This window comes from Streptomyces sp. NPDC051963 (assembly GCF_044593495.1).
Taxonomy (GTDB): domain Bacteria; phylum Actinomycetota; class Actinomycetes; order Streptomycetales; family Streptomycetaceae; genus Streptomyces.
On record NZ_JBIUCC010000002.1, the window covers coordinates 461,231 to 476,944 of the forward strand.

The following is a 15,714-nucleotide window of genomic DNA, read 5'->3' on the forward strand; positions in this document are numbered from 1 at the left end:
GAGCACCGACCCAAGGGAGATGTCGTTGTGCCGGGCGAACTGGATCAGCCGGGTGCCGTCCACGAACCAGCGCAGACGGAGAAGCGCCGCTGGACGCCTGCATTCCTGTCCAGCGGCACCTCTCGTACAGTCGCCCGCGGCCCTACCAGGTACCGGGTTCTGCGTACCAGGAACCTCGCGGACCGTCGGATCCGCCGTCCTCCCGGCTGCGGAAGAAGATCGCCCTCGTCGAGCCGTTCGCATAGTTGTACATGACGGCGATATCCTCCCGCCCATCGCCATCAGTTTCTCCGGACAGCGGCTGGCCGGAATTGCCGAGGTGCCAACTGCCCGCACTGCTACGCCAACTGCTCAGCGGGTCTCCGAACCCGCCGTCCGCCTTGGCCGGGAACGTGCGCAGGCCGGTGACACCCCCGTCCTCGCCGTACATCGCGGTGGCGTCAGCGCGACCGTCGCCGTTGTAGTCACCGCTGGTCAGCTCCACACGCTCGAACGCCCAGTTGCCCGGCTCAACGTTCCACGACCTGAACGGGTTGCCAATCGCACCGTCCGTCGTCGCGAGGAACGTCATGAGGGCGACGGCTCCGGTGCTGTAGCCGTAGAAGCCGATCAGATCGTCCTTGCCGTCTCCGTTGGTGTCACCGATCGCGTACTTGGCGCTCCCGTAGTGCCAGGAGCCGGCGTTGCTCGTCCACACATTCACCGGAGCGTTGAACGTGCCATCGGCCTTGGAAAGGAACCTGTGCGCGCTCGTCGTACCGTTTCCTTCGTCGTAGAAGGCGATGAGGTCGGCCCGCTTGTCGCCGTTGATGTCGCCGGCGAGCAGGGTCGTCTTGTCCCAGTCCCAGCTTCCTTTGGGGATCGTCAGCGCCTTGGTCTCCATGAAGGTGCCTTCGGCCGTGGCGAGGAAGGACCACACAGTGATGCTTCCGTCGGCGTTGCCGTAAAAGCCCGCCACATCCGCGCGGCCGTCACCATTGAAGTCACCCGCGGCCCACTTGCTGCGGGTGTAGTCGTATCCGGCCCGGGTGCTTGCCCACGCCGGTTCCTCGTCCGGAGCATTGAATCCGCCGGCCGCGGTGCCGGTCAGGACGTGTATCCGGGTGGACGCGTTCTCGTAGTTGTAGACCGTGATGAGGTCGGTGCGGCCGTCGCCGTTGACATCACCGGACAGGTCGGTGCGCAGGTGTGCGGTCCGGTCGTCAGCCTTGTGCCCGCCTGCGACTCCGCTTGTGCGGTTCCACCGGATGTAGCCGCCTTCGAAGTCCGTGCGGACCCCACCGGCCACCTCGTACTCGACCGAGGTGGGGAAGCCCAGCCAGCCGTCCTCCGCTCGGAGTTCCTCCCACTTCTTCTGAACGGAGCCGAGTACCGGCCAGGCGCCGGTGGCGCTGCTGTAGAACATGGACGCCGTGTAGTCGTCCTCACCGGGTTCGCGGAACCGCTGGTAGGCACCGGCCTTCGGGGATGTCGTCTTCTGGTCCGTCATAGGGAAGCCCATGAATACCGGGCCGCCGAGCTCCCGGTACTTGGCGTAGATGCGGCCAGTGATCGCGAAGGCTCCGATATCGGGCTCCCAGTAGACGGCTCCGGCCTTGCCCGCTTTGCGGAAGGTGGTGACGCGACCGGAACCATTGCCGGCGCGACGCATGTCCGAGGTCGGATAGCCCAGGTAGCCCGCCTCGCGCTCCAGCTCACCCCACTTGGTCCAGATGGCGCCGCTCACCGACCACGCGCCCGTGTCCGGGCTCCAGTAGATGGACCGGTTGATGGCCGTGGCCCCGGGGCTACGGAAGTGGACGTACCGCCCGGTCTTGTCGGGTGGCGTCATGATGTCGGTGTCGGGGTAACCGAAGTCCGACGGCCCTCCAAGCGCCTTGTACTTCGCGAGAATCGGGCCGCACAGCGTGTGCTCGCCGGTGGCCGAGGACTTGAAGTTCTGGCACTCGGCCCAAGGGGTGCCGCCGGTGACGAGGGGACGGGCCGCGCCGAAGGCGGAGCCGTCGGAGAGCGCCCTGCCTGGGAACTCGACGGAACTGCCCTGGCCGTCCCGTGCCCATAGGTCGACGAAGCCGTCGCCCTCGAAGTCACCGTTGGTCGACAGGTGCGGGTACGTGGCGGCGGTGAAGCCGATCCCGATCGACGTCTCGCGAGGGCCGGGCTCGCCGTAGACGGTGAGATCGGCGGCAGTGGTGTCACCTGCGACCGGGTTGGGACGGCTGGTGTACTGATGGATCTTGCCGGTCTTGGTGTCCCGAGCCCAGAGCTCCGGCAGGCCGTCCTTGTTGAGGTCGCCGGGGGCCATCAGGGTCAAGTTCTGCCAGTCGGCGTTGCCGAGAGAGACCGGTGGAACGTCGTCCAGGAACCCCGCCGCCTCTCTGCTCCCGAAGTACAGCCACAGTTCCCCTGCGGACTTCACCAGGAGGTCGGGAGCGTCCGAGCCAGTGATCTTGCCGTCCGGGTCGTCGTCATTGAAGCTGCCGACGGCGACGATCTGGTCCGCATTGCGCCAGTGGTTGGCGTCATCCACGATGACCGTCAATTCGCGTTGGGCGTCGTCCTCGCCGCCCAACTGACCGTTGCCACGGTTCTCGTAGACCCAGAGTTCTTTGAGGGTGGGATCCTCCATGCCTGGCCGTAGAGCGACGAGGTCCTCGTAGGCGTCCTCGTCCCAACTGCCCCAGTGCGTCGTGACAGCCTCGCCGAACGACGTGTCGTCCGCCTGCTGGCCGACGCCGAACTTGCCGTTGGCCTGCCCCGGGTGCATCCAGAGAGCACCGTCCCCCGGGTCGACCGACCACATGTCTGTCGTGTCGTCACCGTTGAGGTCACGCGGCTTGTCCCGCTCGGCCTTGCCTACCGGGTAGAAGAGGTACTCCCTGAGATCCGACCGGTTCGAGGCGGCATCAAGGCTCCGCACGTACATGTACTGCGGTCCGGCACTGAGCGGCTTGTGGATCACGGGCTCCGAAGGTCCGCCGGGCTTGGTGGCCTTGACGGTCCTGACCTTGGTGTCCGAGTCCGTCCACCATTCGTAGCTGATGACGTCGGCGACACCACGGGCAGTGAATATGAACGTGCCATTGGTGCGGGCGAGATTGCCGTTCTCCTCCTCCGGGAACTCCTTCGAGGACACCCCGGGCAGCTTGGACGGACGCGTCTTGTCATATGTGAACTTGCAGGTACCGGCCCAGTCACTGCTGCTTGGGGTGCTGTCGGTTCCCCTGACCCGCCATACGTAGTCCCCGGTGGACAGGGACTGTCCATCGATCCGCACGCCGGCGACCGACCCGCGGCTTGCCTTCTTCTTGAGCGGGATCCACCTTTCCGCGCCCTGCTTCTTGTACTGGAACTCGGCCGTCAGGCTGTTGTCCTCGGCGTCGTTCACCTTCGCTCGCAGCGTTACGTAGTCCGTGGTGCCGAACGTGCCACCTGTGCACGGCACGGACGGGTCGGTCGACCGGCCGGTGGGCGTGTTGGGCTTGGTGTTGTAGCGCGTCGACACCCGGACGGAGGCCGGATCGAACTTCCGGTACGAGACATCGATGGAGTTGCTCTTCGAGGACAGGACAAAGGCCCAGTTGCCCCAGTGGCTCTTGGCGGCCTTGCTGATGGCCGAGGTGACGTCGAACTCCACCAGTCCGGCGCTGTCCGCCGGGCAGTTGCGGCCGCCGAACGACTCGCCGGAGGAGTCGACGAGGTCGCCCCACGACGGCTGATTGTTCCAACTGATGTTGGTGGGGAGGGATTTGCCGATCGTACGTACCTGAATGTCACCGGACTTGCAGGACCAGGAACCGGCGTATGTCTGCTTGATCCGCAGTGTCGACTCAAGGATCTGCTTGTTCCAGACCCTGGACGTGGGGATCCGGAAGTAGGTGTTGGCGCGGATCGTGCCGCCCCTCAGGTCGTCGTTCGCATAGCCGACGCGGGCATCGTCCGACAGCGTCCCACCGTTCCAGTACACGGTGTTCTCCGAGCCGGGATAGGCCGTGTGCTTGTATGCGATGGACCAGGCGTTCTTCCAGGAGTCCTTGGCCCAGGCGGGGTCGATGACGACGGGGTAGACGGTCGCGGGGTCGGCGAGCATCTCCAGGTCGGGCTTCAGGGTCAGCGTACGGCCGGTCAGGCTCACGTCCAGATCGGACTGGAGGGAGCTGTCGGCGGCGCCGTCCAGCACATCGCCCAGTGGCCGCAGGCTTCGGCTCTCGGAACCGTCGGCTGTGCGGGAGGCGGCCGTGGACGCACGCGATTCGGTTCCGGCCGAGTCCCACATCCGTGGCTTCGGCGCGGAGAAGATCGGGGTGCCGGTCGGATCGAGGGCGCTGAGTTCTCCGGTCGGTTCCGCCGTGACGTCCAGTCCCTTGCCGGTCAGACCGAAGTCGATCTCGGCGAGCGCCGGGTTCCTGGCTGCCTCGGCGTTCTTGACGACCAGGGCGTGAGAGAACGCGTCCACCGCGGCGGTGACCGTCAGATCGATACCTGGGAGGACCTCGGAGTACGTCGCCGTGTCTCCGGCGAGCGTCGGGCGGGGGAGGCGGCCAGGCCAGGAGAGAACGATCTCGCGGCCGTCCTTGGCCATGGTGGCGAGAGGGCCGTCACCACCGTTGGAGAAGGAGAGCGTGGTTCCTGTCGCCTTGGGAGAGAGCCGGCCGTTGTCGTGTACGGCCAGTGAGGTGTCGACGGGGACGAGTTCGCCCCGCTGCCGGACACGTGTGGGCAGAAGCGAGCGCTCGACGGTGAGAGTGCCGTCCGGGTTGGCGAAGACTTCTTCGGTCTCGGTTCGCTCGGAGATGATTTCGACGCGCTCTCCCGTGGCAGCCGCCTTTCCACGGGCGACCATTCCTTCCTCGTTCTGTCTCTCTTTCAGTGATGGCGCAGAATGGGCTTGTTCGGCTGTTTTTGACGCTGCCGAAGCGTGGGTGAGCGAAAGTGGCGCAAGTCCTGCGTAAATTGCCGCTACGGCAATGAAGGACACCGTTCTCCGCAAGGTTATTCCTGGATATTTCATCCTTGCATTCAAGGTATTCTCCCCGTATCCCGATCAATTTCCTCAGGTGTTTTCCAGAGGGTTTCTGCCTCCTGGACGGCGTAGCTCAGCGGTCTTCAGAGCGTGCCTCAGTCGATTTCTAGCAGGAGTCGCATAGGTCGCGCGAGCGTTCATACGTCTCCAACGACTCGCCCCTGATTGCCACTTGAGGTTGGCTATCCTCCTATTTGCTCCGGCGAGGGCGCGTCGGGTGATTTGTCTGCACTTTGCGCATCCGGGGTGCCCAAAAAGTTATGTGCATGCTGTGTAGATCCGGTGTACGGTCCGAAGTCGACCAAGCTTTTTCTGCTGTGCGGGGGAGTTTTCTGCATGCGCATACGGGGTGGGCGGACTCATGTCCGCAAACAGGTGCGGAGGGCGCTGAGATGGTCGCTTCCTTCGCTTGCCATGACCTTGCTGGTAACGGGACTTCCTGCTCTTCCGGCAGCTGCAGCGGCCGCCGGCGGAAAGCTTCCCGAATCGCAGCAGCTGACGAACGTCCCAGGTGAGCCGGCCAAGCTCTCGGATGGCGGCGGGAGCAGGGAATCCGCCTCACTGAGTTCCATGCGGAAGCATTCCTGGAAGGGGAGCCCGGCCATTTCCTGGCCCAAGGGTGAAACCGCTTCCGTGACACTTCCGCCTGCCCCGGCCGCGCCGAAGAATGCCACCTCGGCCCGCGGCAAGACCGGACCTCGGGTCAAGGCGGGCTCCCTCCCGGTTCGCCTGGCGGCCGGATCGGGCGGCAAGCCCTCGGACATCAAGGTCAGGGCCAAAGTCCAGGTGGAGGATCGTTCCACCGCGACGAAGGCGGGCATCGACGGTCTGCTCCTGAAGGTCGAGCGGACCGACACCGCCGGCCCGGGCACCAGCGTCGCCACCTCCCTCAGCGTCGACCTCGACTACCGCGGCTTCCGCAATGCCTACGGCGGCAACTGGGGCTCCCGGCTGAACTTCGTGGCCCTTCCCGAGTGCGTGCTGACCACCCCCGGGAAGCCGGAGTGCCAGAAGCGGACCCCGGTGCCCACCCGCAACAACGCGGCCACTGGCACCCTGACCGCCACCATCCAGCCGGCACCCCGTACCGCTACCGCCACATCCCAAGCTGTAGTCCTCGCCGCGACCGCCGGCGCTCAGGGCACCAACGGCGACTACCGTGCCACTTCCCTCACCCCGTCCGGCTCCTGGCAGGGCGGCGGAGCCTCCGGTGACTTCTCCTGGTCGTACCCCATGGAGATTCCCGCCTCTCTCGGTGGCCCCGGCCCTTCGCTCGGCCTCAGCTACTCCTCGGCGAGCGTGGACGGCCGGACTTCCGCGACCTCCCAGCAGCCCTCTTGGGTCGGTGACGGCTGGGACCTCAGCTCCAACTTCATCGAGCGCACGTACGTCCCGTGTGCGGAAGATCGCAAAAAAGCCGGCTACAACAACCCGAAGAACCCCACCGGCGACCTCTGCCAGGGCCCGCCCATGGTCACGCTCTCCCTGAACGGCTCCTCCACCCAGCTCGTCCTGGACGACAAGGACAAGAAGACGTGGCGGCCCGCCTCGGACGACGGCTCCCGCGTGGAACTCAAGACCGGCGCCACCGGCAACCTCGACAACGAGAGCGAGTACTGGGTCGTCACCGACACCAAGGGCGTGCAGTACCACTTCGGCCTCAACCGCCTCCCCGGCTGGGATGGCGCCAACGATGCCAAGAAGACGGAGACCAACTCCACCTGGACCGTGCCGGTCTACGGAAACCACGCCGACGAAGACTGCCACAAGGCCGCCTACGCCGACTCCGTCTGCGACCAGGCTTGGCGCTGGAACCTCGACTACGTCGTTGATCCGCGCGGCAACGCGATGACGTACTGGTACGCCAAGGAGCGCAACAAGTACGGCTCCAACGTCAAGGAGGACGGAAAGTCCACCAGCCGCGGCTACGACCGGGGCGGTTGGCTGAAGCAGATCTCCTATGGCCTTCGCTCCGACGACCTCTTCGCCCCCGCTCCCGCCCAGGTCACCTTCACCGTCGCCGAACGCTGCCTCAAGACCACGAGCTTCGACTGCGCGGAGGACAAACTCGCCGACGGAGCCAAGCCGGAAATCGCCCGCAACTGGCCGGACGTACCGGCCGACCAGCTCTGCGCGGCGGCCAATGAGTGCAAGGACCGCTACGCCCCCACCTTCTTCTCCCGCAAGATGCTGGAGTCGGTCAGCACCTGGGTCCTCAAGGCCGGCAAGCCCGAGCCCGTCGACACCTGGACCCTGAAGCAGGACTTCCTCCGCGCCGGTGACGGTGGAGTCAACGGCGAGTACCCGCTCTGGCTCTCCCAGATCCAGCACACCGGAAAGAACGGCAAGGCCATCTCCCTGCCGGCAGTCACCTTCCAGGGCAAGCAGCTGCCCAACCGGGTCGACAACAACACCGACGGCAATCCGCCGTATCTGCGCTGGCGCGTCGAGGCGGTCAAGACGGAGACGGGCGCCCGGATCCTCGTGGAGTACGCCGAGCCCGAGTGCAGCGCCAAGGAACCGAAGAAACTCCCCTCTGCGCCTGAGTCCAACACGCTGCGCTGCTACCCCGTCGTCCTGGAGACCCCGGATCCCACCGATCCGACCGGGATGAAGAAGGTCTACAGCACCGACTATTTCCACAAGCACCGCGTGGATCAGATCCGCGAGGAGGACGCCAAGAACATCTCTCCGACCAAGGAGACGACGTACGAGTACGTCGGTAAGCCCGCCTGGGCGTACGACGACGAGAGCGAGAACGTCAGCGAGAAGGTCCGCACCTGGTCGCAGTGGCGCGGCTACGAGCGCGTCCGCACGCTGGTCGGCGCAGCGCCGGACAAGCGCTCCCTGGTCGAGAACCTCTACTTCCGCGGCCTGGACGGCGACAAGCAGCCCTCCGAGCCCGGCGGCAAGCGGTCCGCGAAGATCAAGGACAGCGAGAACAAGGAGGTCGTCGACCACGAGGAGTTCGCCGGCCAGGTCCGCGAGACCCTCTACTACAACGGCGAAGGCGGTGCCCTGGAGTCCGCCACCCTCTACACCCCGTGGCGGCACGGTCCGACAGCCACCCGAAAGCGTGAAGGCGAAGGGGCCTCGCCCCTGGAAGCCTGGGTGTTCGGGACCACCGAAGTCGCCTCCCGCACCGTGCTGTCGGGTGACCGGGGCCAGCGCCGCACCAAGGTGGAGCACAAGTTCGACGACCGCGGCCGACTGTTGCACACCACCGACCACGGTGACGTAAGCAAGACGGCCGACGACTCGTGCATTCGCTACGAGTACGTGGAGGACACCAAGCAGTGGCTCCTCGCCCTCCAGACCCGGGTCGAGACCACCGCCAAGGCCTGTGACGCCACGACCGTCAAGCGCCCGGACGACGTCATCTCCGACAAGCGGGTGCACTACGACGCCAAGGGCAACGTCGACAAGGCCGAATCCCTCTCCTCGTACGCCGACGGCAAGCCCGTCTACTCCCTGACCGGTACCACGACCGTCGACGCCTACGGCCGTCCCATCTCCACCACCGACATCTACGGCAACACGACGAAGACCAAGTACGACCCGCCCTCCGATTCCGTGGCCACCAAGGTCGTCACGACCAACGCCCTCGGCCACACCAACACCATCGAACTGGACCCCGGCCGCGGCCTGGCGCTCGCCCAGGAGGACGCGAACAAGCGCCGCGAGGTCATGGAGTACGACGCCCTGGGCCGCCTCACCAAGGTCTGGTCGCCGGACCGCAACCCGGCCACCCAGATCCCGGACGCCGAGTTCAGTTACGACGTACGGCCGGGATTCCCCGTCGTCATCACCAACAAGAAGCTGCTGGAGCGCGGCGACTACCGCGTCAGCCACGACATCTACGACGGTCTGCTGCGGCTGCGCCAGACCCAGCAGCAGGCTCTCAACGGAGGCAAGGCCGTCACCGACACCTTCTACGACAGCCGCGGGCTGGTGTGGAAGGAGAACGGCGCCTACTACAACAACGAGGATCCCAAACCCGACCTGTGGGACTCGGCCGACAACAAGGTGTCGTCCTCGACCCGCACCGAGTACGACGGCATGGGCCGCCCGATCGCCACCATCGCCCGCAAGTTCGGCGAGGAGACGTGGCGTACGACGACTTCGTACGGCGGTGACTGGGTGGCCGTCGACCCGCCGAGCGGCGACACCCCGACCAAGTCGCTGATCGACGCCAAGGGCCGCAAGACGCAACTCCAGCAGTTCAAGGGCGCAGGTCCCACCGGCGACTTCGACAAGATCGACTACAAGTACAGCGCCCACGGCCGTCTGCAGTCGGTGACCGACCAGGCCGGGAACGTCTGGTCGTACAAGTACGACCTGCGCGGTCGGCCTTATGAGACGGAGGACCCGGACAAGGGCACGACGACGGTCACCTACGACAAGGGCGACCGCGTCGAAACCGTCACCGACGGCCGCGCCCCGGGACGGACGATCGCCTTCGCCTACGACGCGCTCGGCCGGCAGACGGCCACGTACGAGGGCTCGGTCGCGCCGGACAAGAAGCTCACCGAGCAGACCTATGACACGCTGCCGAACGCCCTCGGCATGCCGGTCACCTCGACGCGGTACGTCAACGGGAACGCGTACACGCAAGCGGTGACCGGGTACGACACCGAGTACCGGCCGCTGGGATCGAAGATCACGATTCCCGCTTCCGAGGGGAAGTTGGCGGGCGCCTACACGTACACCAACACCTACACGAAGACCGTCGGCCTCGCGCAGACGGTCACCCATCCCGCGGCCGGGGGCCTGCCGTCCGAGCGCGTCGCCATGGCTTATCACGGCCTCGACCAGGTAACCGGCATGTCGGTCGCGGGCAAGTCCTTCGTGGCCGATGCCGAGTTCACCGCGCTGGGTGATGTCGTGCGCACTCGCGTCGGCACCTTCGGGCAGCAACTCATCACGAGCTACGAGTTCGACGAGCAGACCCGCAGGCCCACCCGGACGGTCCACGACCAGGAGTCGACGGTCTCCGACACCATCGTCACCACGCGGATCAGCGACACCAGCACCGCGTACGACCAGGTCGGCAACATCACGAAGATCACGGACGCCCAGGGCCCCAACCCGACCACGGCCACGACCGACACCCAGTGCTTCGCCTACGACTATCAGCGCCGGATGACCGACGCCTGGACCGCCACGGACGATTGCGCGGCCCGGCCCTCGCCGGGCGGGACCAGCAAACCGAAGGTGGGCGGGCCGGACCCGTACTGGACGTCGTACACCTTCGACGCGGTCGGCAACCGGCAGACCGAGATTCAGCACGACGCGGGCGGCGACCCGGCGAAGGACACCACCCGCACTTACAGCTACGCCAAGGGCCTGGACACCAGCAGTCGGCTGGAGAGTGTGCTCACCAAGGGCTCGCAGGGCGAGCGCAAGGAAACCTTCCATTACGACGGCGCCGGCAACACCACCGAGCGTGCCGTGGACAACACGGCCGCGCCCGGCAGCGGCGAACCCGAGGTGGACCCGGCGCCGCAGAGCCTGGTCTGGGACCACGAGGGCCATCTGGCGACGGTCAAGAAGGGCAGCGAGACCACCTCGTACGTCTATGACGCGGGCGGCAACCGACTGATCCGCCGCGACCCGGGCGGTACGACGCTCTACCTCCCCGGCACGGAGATCAAGCTCGACAAGGACGGCAACGTAGCCAAGGGCACCCGCTACTACGCCTACCCGGGCGGTCCGACCATGGTCCGCACCGCCGGGGGCGGCAAGATCACCACCTCGTATCTGCTCGGCGACCGCAACGGCACGGCAACGACCTCGGTCGACGCCACGACGAAGACGGTTACGCGGCGGAAGTTCACGCCGTTCGGCGAGGCGCGCGGCGCCAAGCCGTCGGCGTGGCCGGGGGAGAAGGGCTTCGTCGGCGGGACGATGGACGAGTCCACCGGACTCACCCATCTGGGGGCGCGCGAGTACGACCCGGCGCTGGGGCGGTTCATCTCGGTCGACCCGCAGATGAACACGGCCGAGTCGCAGACGATGAACCCGTACGCATACGGCAACAACAGCCCGGTCACCTTCCCGGATCCGACGGGACGCGCGTTCTGCGCAGACGAGGCATGCAACATTCGGGTGCCTGTCGGTGGTGGCGGGGGCGGCTCCAGTGGCGATGGCGGTGACAGTAGCGATGGCGGTGACAGCAGTTATGGCGGCGGTGGTGCCGTGCCTCCTGCGCCGTCGAAGCCCACGCCGTCGGTGAGTCAGGAGGACGTCGAGCGGGCTCGGTTGCTCAAGCAGCAGAGCCGGATGGACGCCATCAGGCGCATCGCGATGGAGGTCCTGAAGGACGCCAGCGGCTACAACGACGTCGTCGCCTGTATTGGGGGCGACCTCGGTACCTGCGCGATGTTGGCGCTGGAGGCCGCCGTGCCGTGGGCCGGCAAGGCGAAGCGGGTGGTCAAGGCCCTGGACCGGGCCTGGAGTGCCTACAACAAGTGGGACGAGGAGGTCCGCTGGGCGGTCGGTGTGATGCGCCGGGCCGACGCGGATGCCGCTGCCATGGCCAAGTACGCGGAGGAAATGGCGGCTTGGCGGAAGCAGGCCGATGCGGCGAAGGCGGCGAAGAAGGCCGACGAGACGGCGGCGGAGGCCGCGCGCAAGGCCGACAGCGGTGGCGGTGGTGGGGGCGGCAGCGGAGGCTCCTGTGTCAGCAACAGCTTCACGCCTGAGACCAAGGTCCTCCTTGCCGACGGCTCCACCAAGGCCATCAAGGACTTGAAACCCGGCGACAAGGTCCTGGCCACCGACCCCGAAACGGGCAAGACGGAGCCCAAGACCGTCGACGCCACCATCAAGGGGCAGGGCGCCAAGCACCTGGTCAAGGTCACCGTCACCGTCGACGTCGACGTCGACGGCGCCAAGGGCACCAAGACCTCCACGGTCACCGCCACCGACGGCCACCCCTTCTGGGTGCCCGAACTCCGCGAATGGATCGACGCCACCGACCTGAAGGCGGGCCAGTGGCTCCAGACCGGCGCCGGCACCCGCGTGCAGGTCACGGCCCTTGAGCGCTGGACGGCGGCGTCGGCCACCGTCCACAACCTCACCGTCGCCGACTACCACACGTACTATGTGCTGGCGGGGGCCACGCCAGTCCTGGTTCACAACTGCGGCCCGTCGGTAGACGATGTGTTTGACCGGGCTGCGGAGCTCGGCGACTCCAGTGGCGAATACCTCTACCGGGGAGTCACCAACAATCACTACAAGCTGGCGGAAGCGAGAGCAGGAATTGCGGAGCCCCGCGGCGGCCACAGCGATCCTGTTGCGCACTCGGGTGATAACACGGAGAGTGTTTTCACTTCGTGGTCACCTGACCTAGAGACAGCGCGAGAATTCTCAGAGGAGTTCGGTAGTGCGGGGGCTTTGGTTCTCAGAATTTCGCGCAGTGCAATAGATCCGAGCCGCATGAGAGTTGCCGGGCAGCGGGGACTCGAAGAGTTGGAAGTCCTCATTGAGGGTCGCGTCACAGGCTGTCAGGTGAGCTGTGAATGGGGGCCTTTTGGGTGACGGAATCGAATAGCCGTGTCCGGGAGAGGAGTTTTGAGTGTCTGAAACCAGTGCGGGTGATCTGTTTGCGCGCTATTGCTTGCCTGGGAACAGGTATAAGAAACTCCTCTCCGTGAGCTTCATGAGGGCTGGTCGTGAGCAGGCCCTTAAGTTCGGTGCGGCCATGAGGGACGACGGTCGGCAGGCTTCGGTGAGCGAGCTGGAACAGCTCCTGGGGGGCGACTGGCGGGAGGCTCTTACCGCGTGTTGGCTCATCGGGTTTGCGCAGAAATCTGAATTTCGAGACGCGCTGCACAGGCTCATCACGGAAGGAGATGCCAGGCGCACGGGAAAAGGTGTCGCCTTCGCGCTGGCTCGGTTCTGTCAACCCTCTGATGCGTATGCGTTGAAGCAGTATCTAGAGCGCAGTCTGAGCGAGCTTCAAAATCGAGGGAACCAGCCGTGGTGCCTTGGTGCACTGCTACATATCGAGAGGCGCCTGGGTGCAACGGCTTCGCAAGATCTACTTGCATCCGAAGGGTTGTGGGATCGATGGTCAGCGGCGGGCTTCCTTGAGACTGATGATCCTTCTCATTGGGAGAGGGAAGTAGCTGACTGGATCGAGCTCGCCGAGAGCCTGGATTGATCGCTAACAGGCTATGTCTCCATCCTTTTCTCAAGGTTTCCTTCGCGGGAAGCTGTTCGCGATAGCGAAATTGAAGCCCCGTCGGGTGCGCTTGAGTTCTAGTGGTTGTCGGAGTGGGGAGGGCGCATGGGACCGGCTTCCACCAGTGAGGGCGTTGCATCACTCCAGGCTCGCCTCAGGGGGCATGTGGAAGGGTAAGTTCTTCAATCCGATGATTGCCGACGACGACGCTTCGGTCTTGCATTCAGCGATACAGGATGGGTTGTCGATCGTTACAAACGACAAGAGATTCCACAAGAACATCGAAAGGCTCGGATATTCGAGTGAGCGATATTAGTTGATCATGTTGTTTGGGGTGCCTCGAGCTTACTAGCTTGCGGGGCACCCCAGACCGGGTAAAAAGGCTGGTAGAAGGTGGCCACATGCGTGAAGATGAACTCGAGGAGATCGAGGAGTTGTGCTCTGCGGCCACTCCGGCGCCTTGGTTCGTTAGAACCTTGGACGATGACTCCGCCATGAATCTTGTGGCGGTGAGCACCGCTCCCGACACTGGCGCTGCTGAGAGGTGGCCGAATTTTGATCACCGAGACATGATTGCAGCAACTTTGGTTCAGCATCCGCGATACGTCGATTCTGGCGACGAACGCTGGGACGAGAACGCGGCCTTCATTGCAATGGCGCGGGAGGCTGTGCCGCGCCTTGTGGAAGAGGTTAGGCGTCTCCGGGCCCTGCTTGCGGGTGAGGGGAGTGATCAATAATGGGCTATTCGGATTTCTTGGTTAATCGCGGAACCGGGGTTTGAATTCCGTCTTCTCGTTGGCTTGAGTTCTACGGACGGCTAACCAAAGAGTGTGCAAGAAAGCAGCCCCGCCGTCGTGGCTGACTTTCTGTGGCTGAGGCCAGAACCCCATGGCCATGGGCCCGGCATGTGAGGGCCCGTCCCTGCCGGGGCTGATGAGGACGGGGGAGCCTCGATCGGTCACGCTCGGCAGGGACGGGAGTCGAATGAGTCGGCGCGGGGTGGCGCTTGGGCGACCGGCGCCGGTCACATCTGCCGCCAGGCCCGCCAGGGCCGAGTGATGATCTCCCGGTAGGTGTGGTGGGACGGGTTTCGGCCGCAGTGCCGCAGCACCCAGTTCTGCGGTTCAGCGAAGTCCTCGCTCGTCGGCGAGGTCTCTCCGTCCACGGCGCACTGCATCGCGTACAGGACCAGCTCCGTGTCCGGCTCGCGGTCGGGCTGGAGCGTCCAGGTCTCGTATCGCAGGACCGAACGAGGGGTCACCGTCCCCACCTCCGGTTGGCCACGGCCACCTTGGCGCTCAACTCCTCCGTCGGAGTCGGCGCACGTACGTCCTCGGGCGGCACGTCCCACTCCCGGCCACCGCGCGGCGGCCGAAGCTGCACGTACGGCCCCACATGCCCCATCACTACGCCCACCTTGCCGTTCCGCCGGTCGACCATTACGGCACCCACACCGAGCGAAGCGTTGTGCTGGATCGCATCAGGTTTGCGGTCAGTCATCGTGACCACCCCGGCGAGGCGGTCCGCGACCGGGCATCAAGTCGCAGGGCGGGAACACATGGGGTGGCGCTCTTTCGCACGTTGACGCTCCTCGGCAGCGTAGACCGTGCCCCCGGGCGTATCGATGCCGCAGGGTCGGCACCGATCCTCACGCCGGTCACCGGGACGAAGGAACCTCCACCAAAGCCCACTTCGGGACGTCCTGCACTGTGTAGAACGTCCCTGGTGCCGTCCTGAGATGGAGGGGGAGACTCGTGCCGAACGAGAGACTGCGAGCCGTCATGTCGGCCGGAGGCTGGACGTACGCGACCCTCGCCCAGGAGGTCGAGGTCGATCCCAAGTCGGTCGAGCGCTGGGTGAACCTCGGTCGCACCCCACGCCGTGCCACAGCCCTCCAGGCGGCCAAGGCCCTGGGAGAAGACGTGCACGCACTCTGGCCGGCACTCCACCAAGCCCGCCCCGCCCGCGCCATCAGCCCCGAACTGGTAGCGCTCTACGAACAGCGGGCCGACATCCCCGTCTCGACGTTCACCGACCTCCTCGCTCAGGCCCGGGAACGGATCGACATCCTCGTCTACGCGGCCGTCTTCCTCCACGAGGCGTACCCGCGGCTGAATGAACTCCTCACCGAACGCGCCGCCGAAGGCTGCACCGTCCGCATCGCGATCGGAGACGCCGACAGCGACAACGTCCAAGCCCGCGGCCAGGAGGAGCGGTTCGGCCACGGCATCGAATCCCGCTGCCGCCTCGCACTCATGCACTACAGGCCGCTCGCCGGCACCCCCGGCATAGAAGTCCGCGCCCACGACACCACGCTCTACAACTCCCTCTACCGTGCCGACGATCAGCAACTCGTCAACGCCCATGTCTGGGGCGTCAACGCCTACGCCGCCCCGGTGTGGCATCTTCGTCGACACGAGACAGGCGGCATGTTCGACACCTACGCCGAGAGCTTCGACGCGGTATGGGCGACGGCGACGCCCGTACGAGAGGAAGGCTGACC

The 15,714-nt window shown here is 65.6% G+C and carries 7 protein-coding genes; 4 read left to right on the forward strand and 3 right to left on the reverse strand.

The window, feature by feature from the left end:
* Nucleotides 1-142: 142 nt before the first annotated feature.
* Nucleotides 143-4,843 (reverse strand): FG-GAP-like repeat-containing protein, encoded by a 4,701-nt coding sequence (locus ACIHFB_RS08530; RefSeq protein ID WP_400126003.1) that lies wholly within the window; start codon nucleotides 4,841-4,843, stop codon nucleotides 143-145.
* A gap of 813 nt (nucleotides 4,844-5,656) precedes the next feature.
* Here ACIHFB_RS08530 and ACIHFB_RS08535 point away from each other — a divergent pair.
* From ACIHFB_RS08535 to ACIHFB_RS08545, 3 genes are all read left to right on the forward strand, one after another.
* On the forward strand, nucleotides 5,657-12,565 hold the full coding sequence (locus ACIHFB_RS08535; protein WP_400126005.1) for a polymorphic toxin-type HINT domain-containing protein: 6,909 nt from the start codon (nucleotides 5,657-5,659) through the stop codon (nucleotides 12,563-12,565).
* Nucleotides 12,566-12,602: 37 nt separating this feature from the next.
* Nucleotides 12,603-13,190 carry a DUF6000 family protein gene (locus ACIHFB_RS08540; protein WP_365278640.1) on the forward strand — a complete coding sequence of 196 codons (588 nt, stop codon included), beginning with the start codon at nucleotides 12,603-12,605 and terminating at the stop codon, nucleotides 13,188-13,190.
* A gap of 422 nt (nucleotides 13,191-13,612) precedes the next feature.
* A complete protein-coding gene (locus ACIHFB_RS08545; RefSeq protein ID WP_365278637.1) occupies nucleotides 13,613-13,948 on the forward strand; it encodes a hypothetical protein in 336 nt (111 codons plus the stop codon).
* 287 nt (nucleotides 13,949-14,235) lie between these two features.
* Here ACIHFB_RS08545 and ACIHFB_RS08550 read toward each other — a convergent pair whose 3' ends face one another.
* Both ACIHFB_RS08550 and ACIHFB_RS08555 read right to left on the reverse strand, forming a co-directional pair.
* Entirely contained in the window at nucleotides 14,236-14,481 is a 246-nt protein-coding gene (locus tag ACIHFB_RS08550; protein ID WP_365278634.1) for a hypothetical protein, read from the reverse strand.
* On the reverse strand, nucleotides 14,469-14,711 hold the full coding sequence (locus ACIHFB_RS08555; RefSeq protein ID WP_365278631.1) for a hypothetical protein: 243 nt from the start codon (nucleotides 14,709-14,711) through the stop codon (nucleotides 14,469-14,471). The genes ACIHFB_RS08550 and ACIHFB_RS08555 overlap by 13 nt, the downstream gene beginning before the upstream one ends.
* A 281-nt stretch (nucleotides 14,712-14,992) precedes the next feature.
* Here ACIHFB_RS08555 and ACIHFB_RS08560 point away from each other — a divergent pair, with 281 nt between their 5' ends.
* Nucleotides 14,993-15,712, forward strand: coding sequence for an XRE family transcriptional regulator (locus ACIHFB_RS08560; protein ID WP_400126755.1), 720 nt, complete (start codon nucleotides 14,993-14,995; stop codon nucleotides 15,710-15,712).
* Nucleotides 15,713-15,714 lie beyond the last annotated feature (2 nt).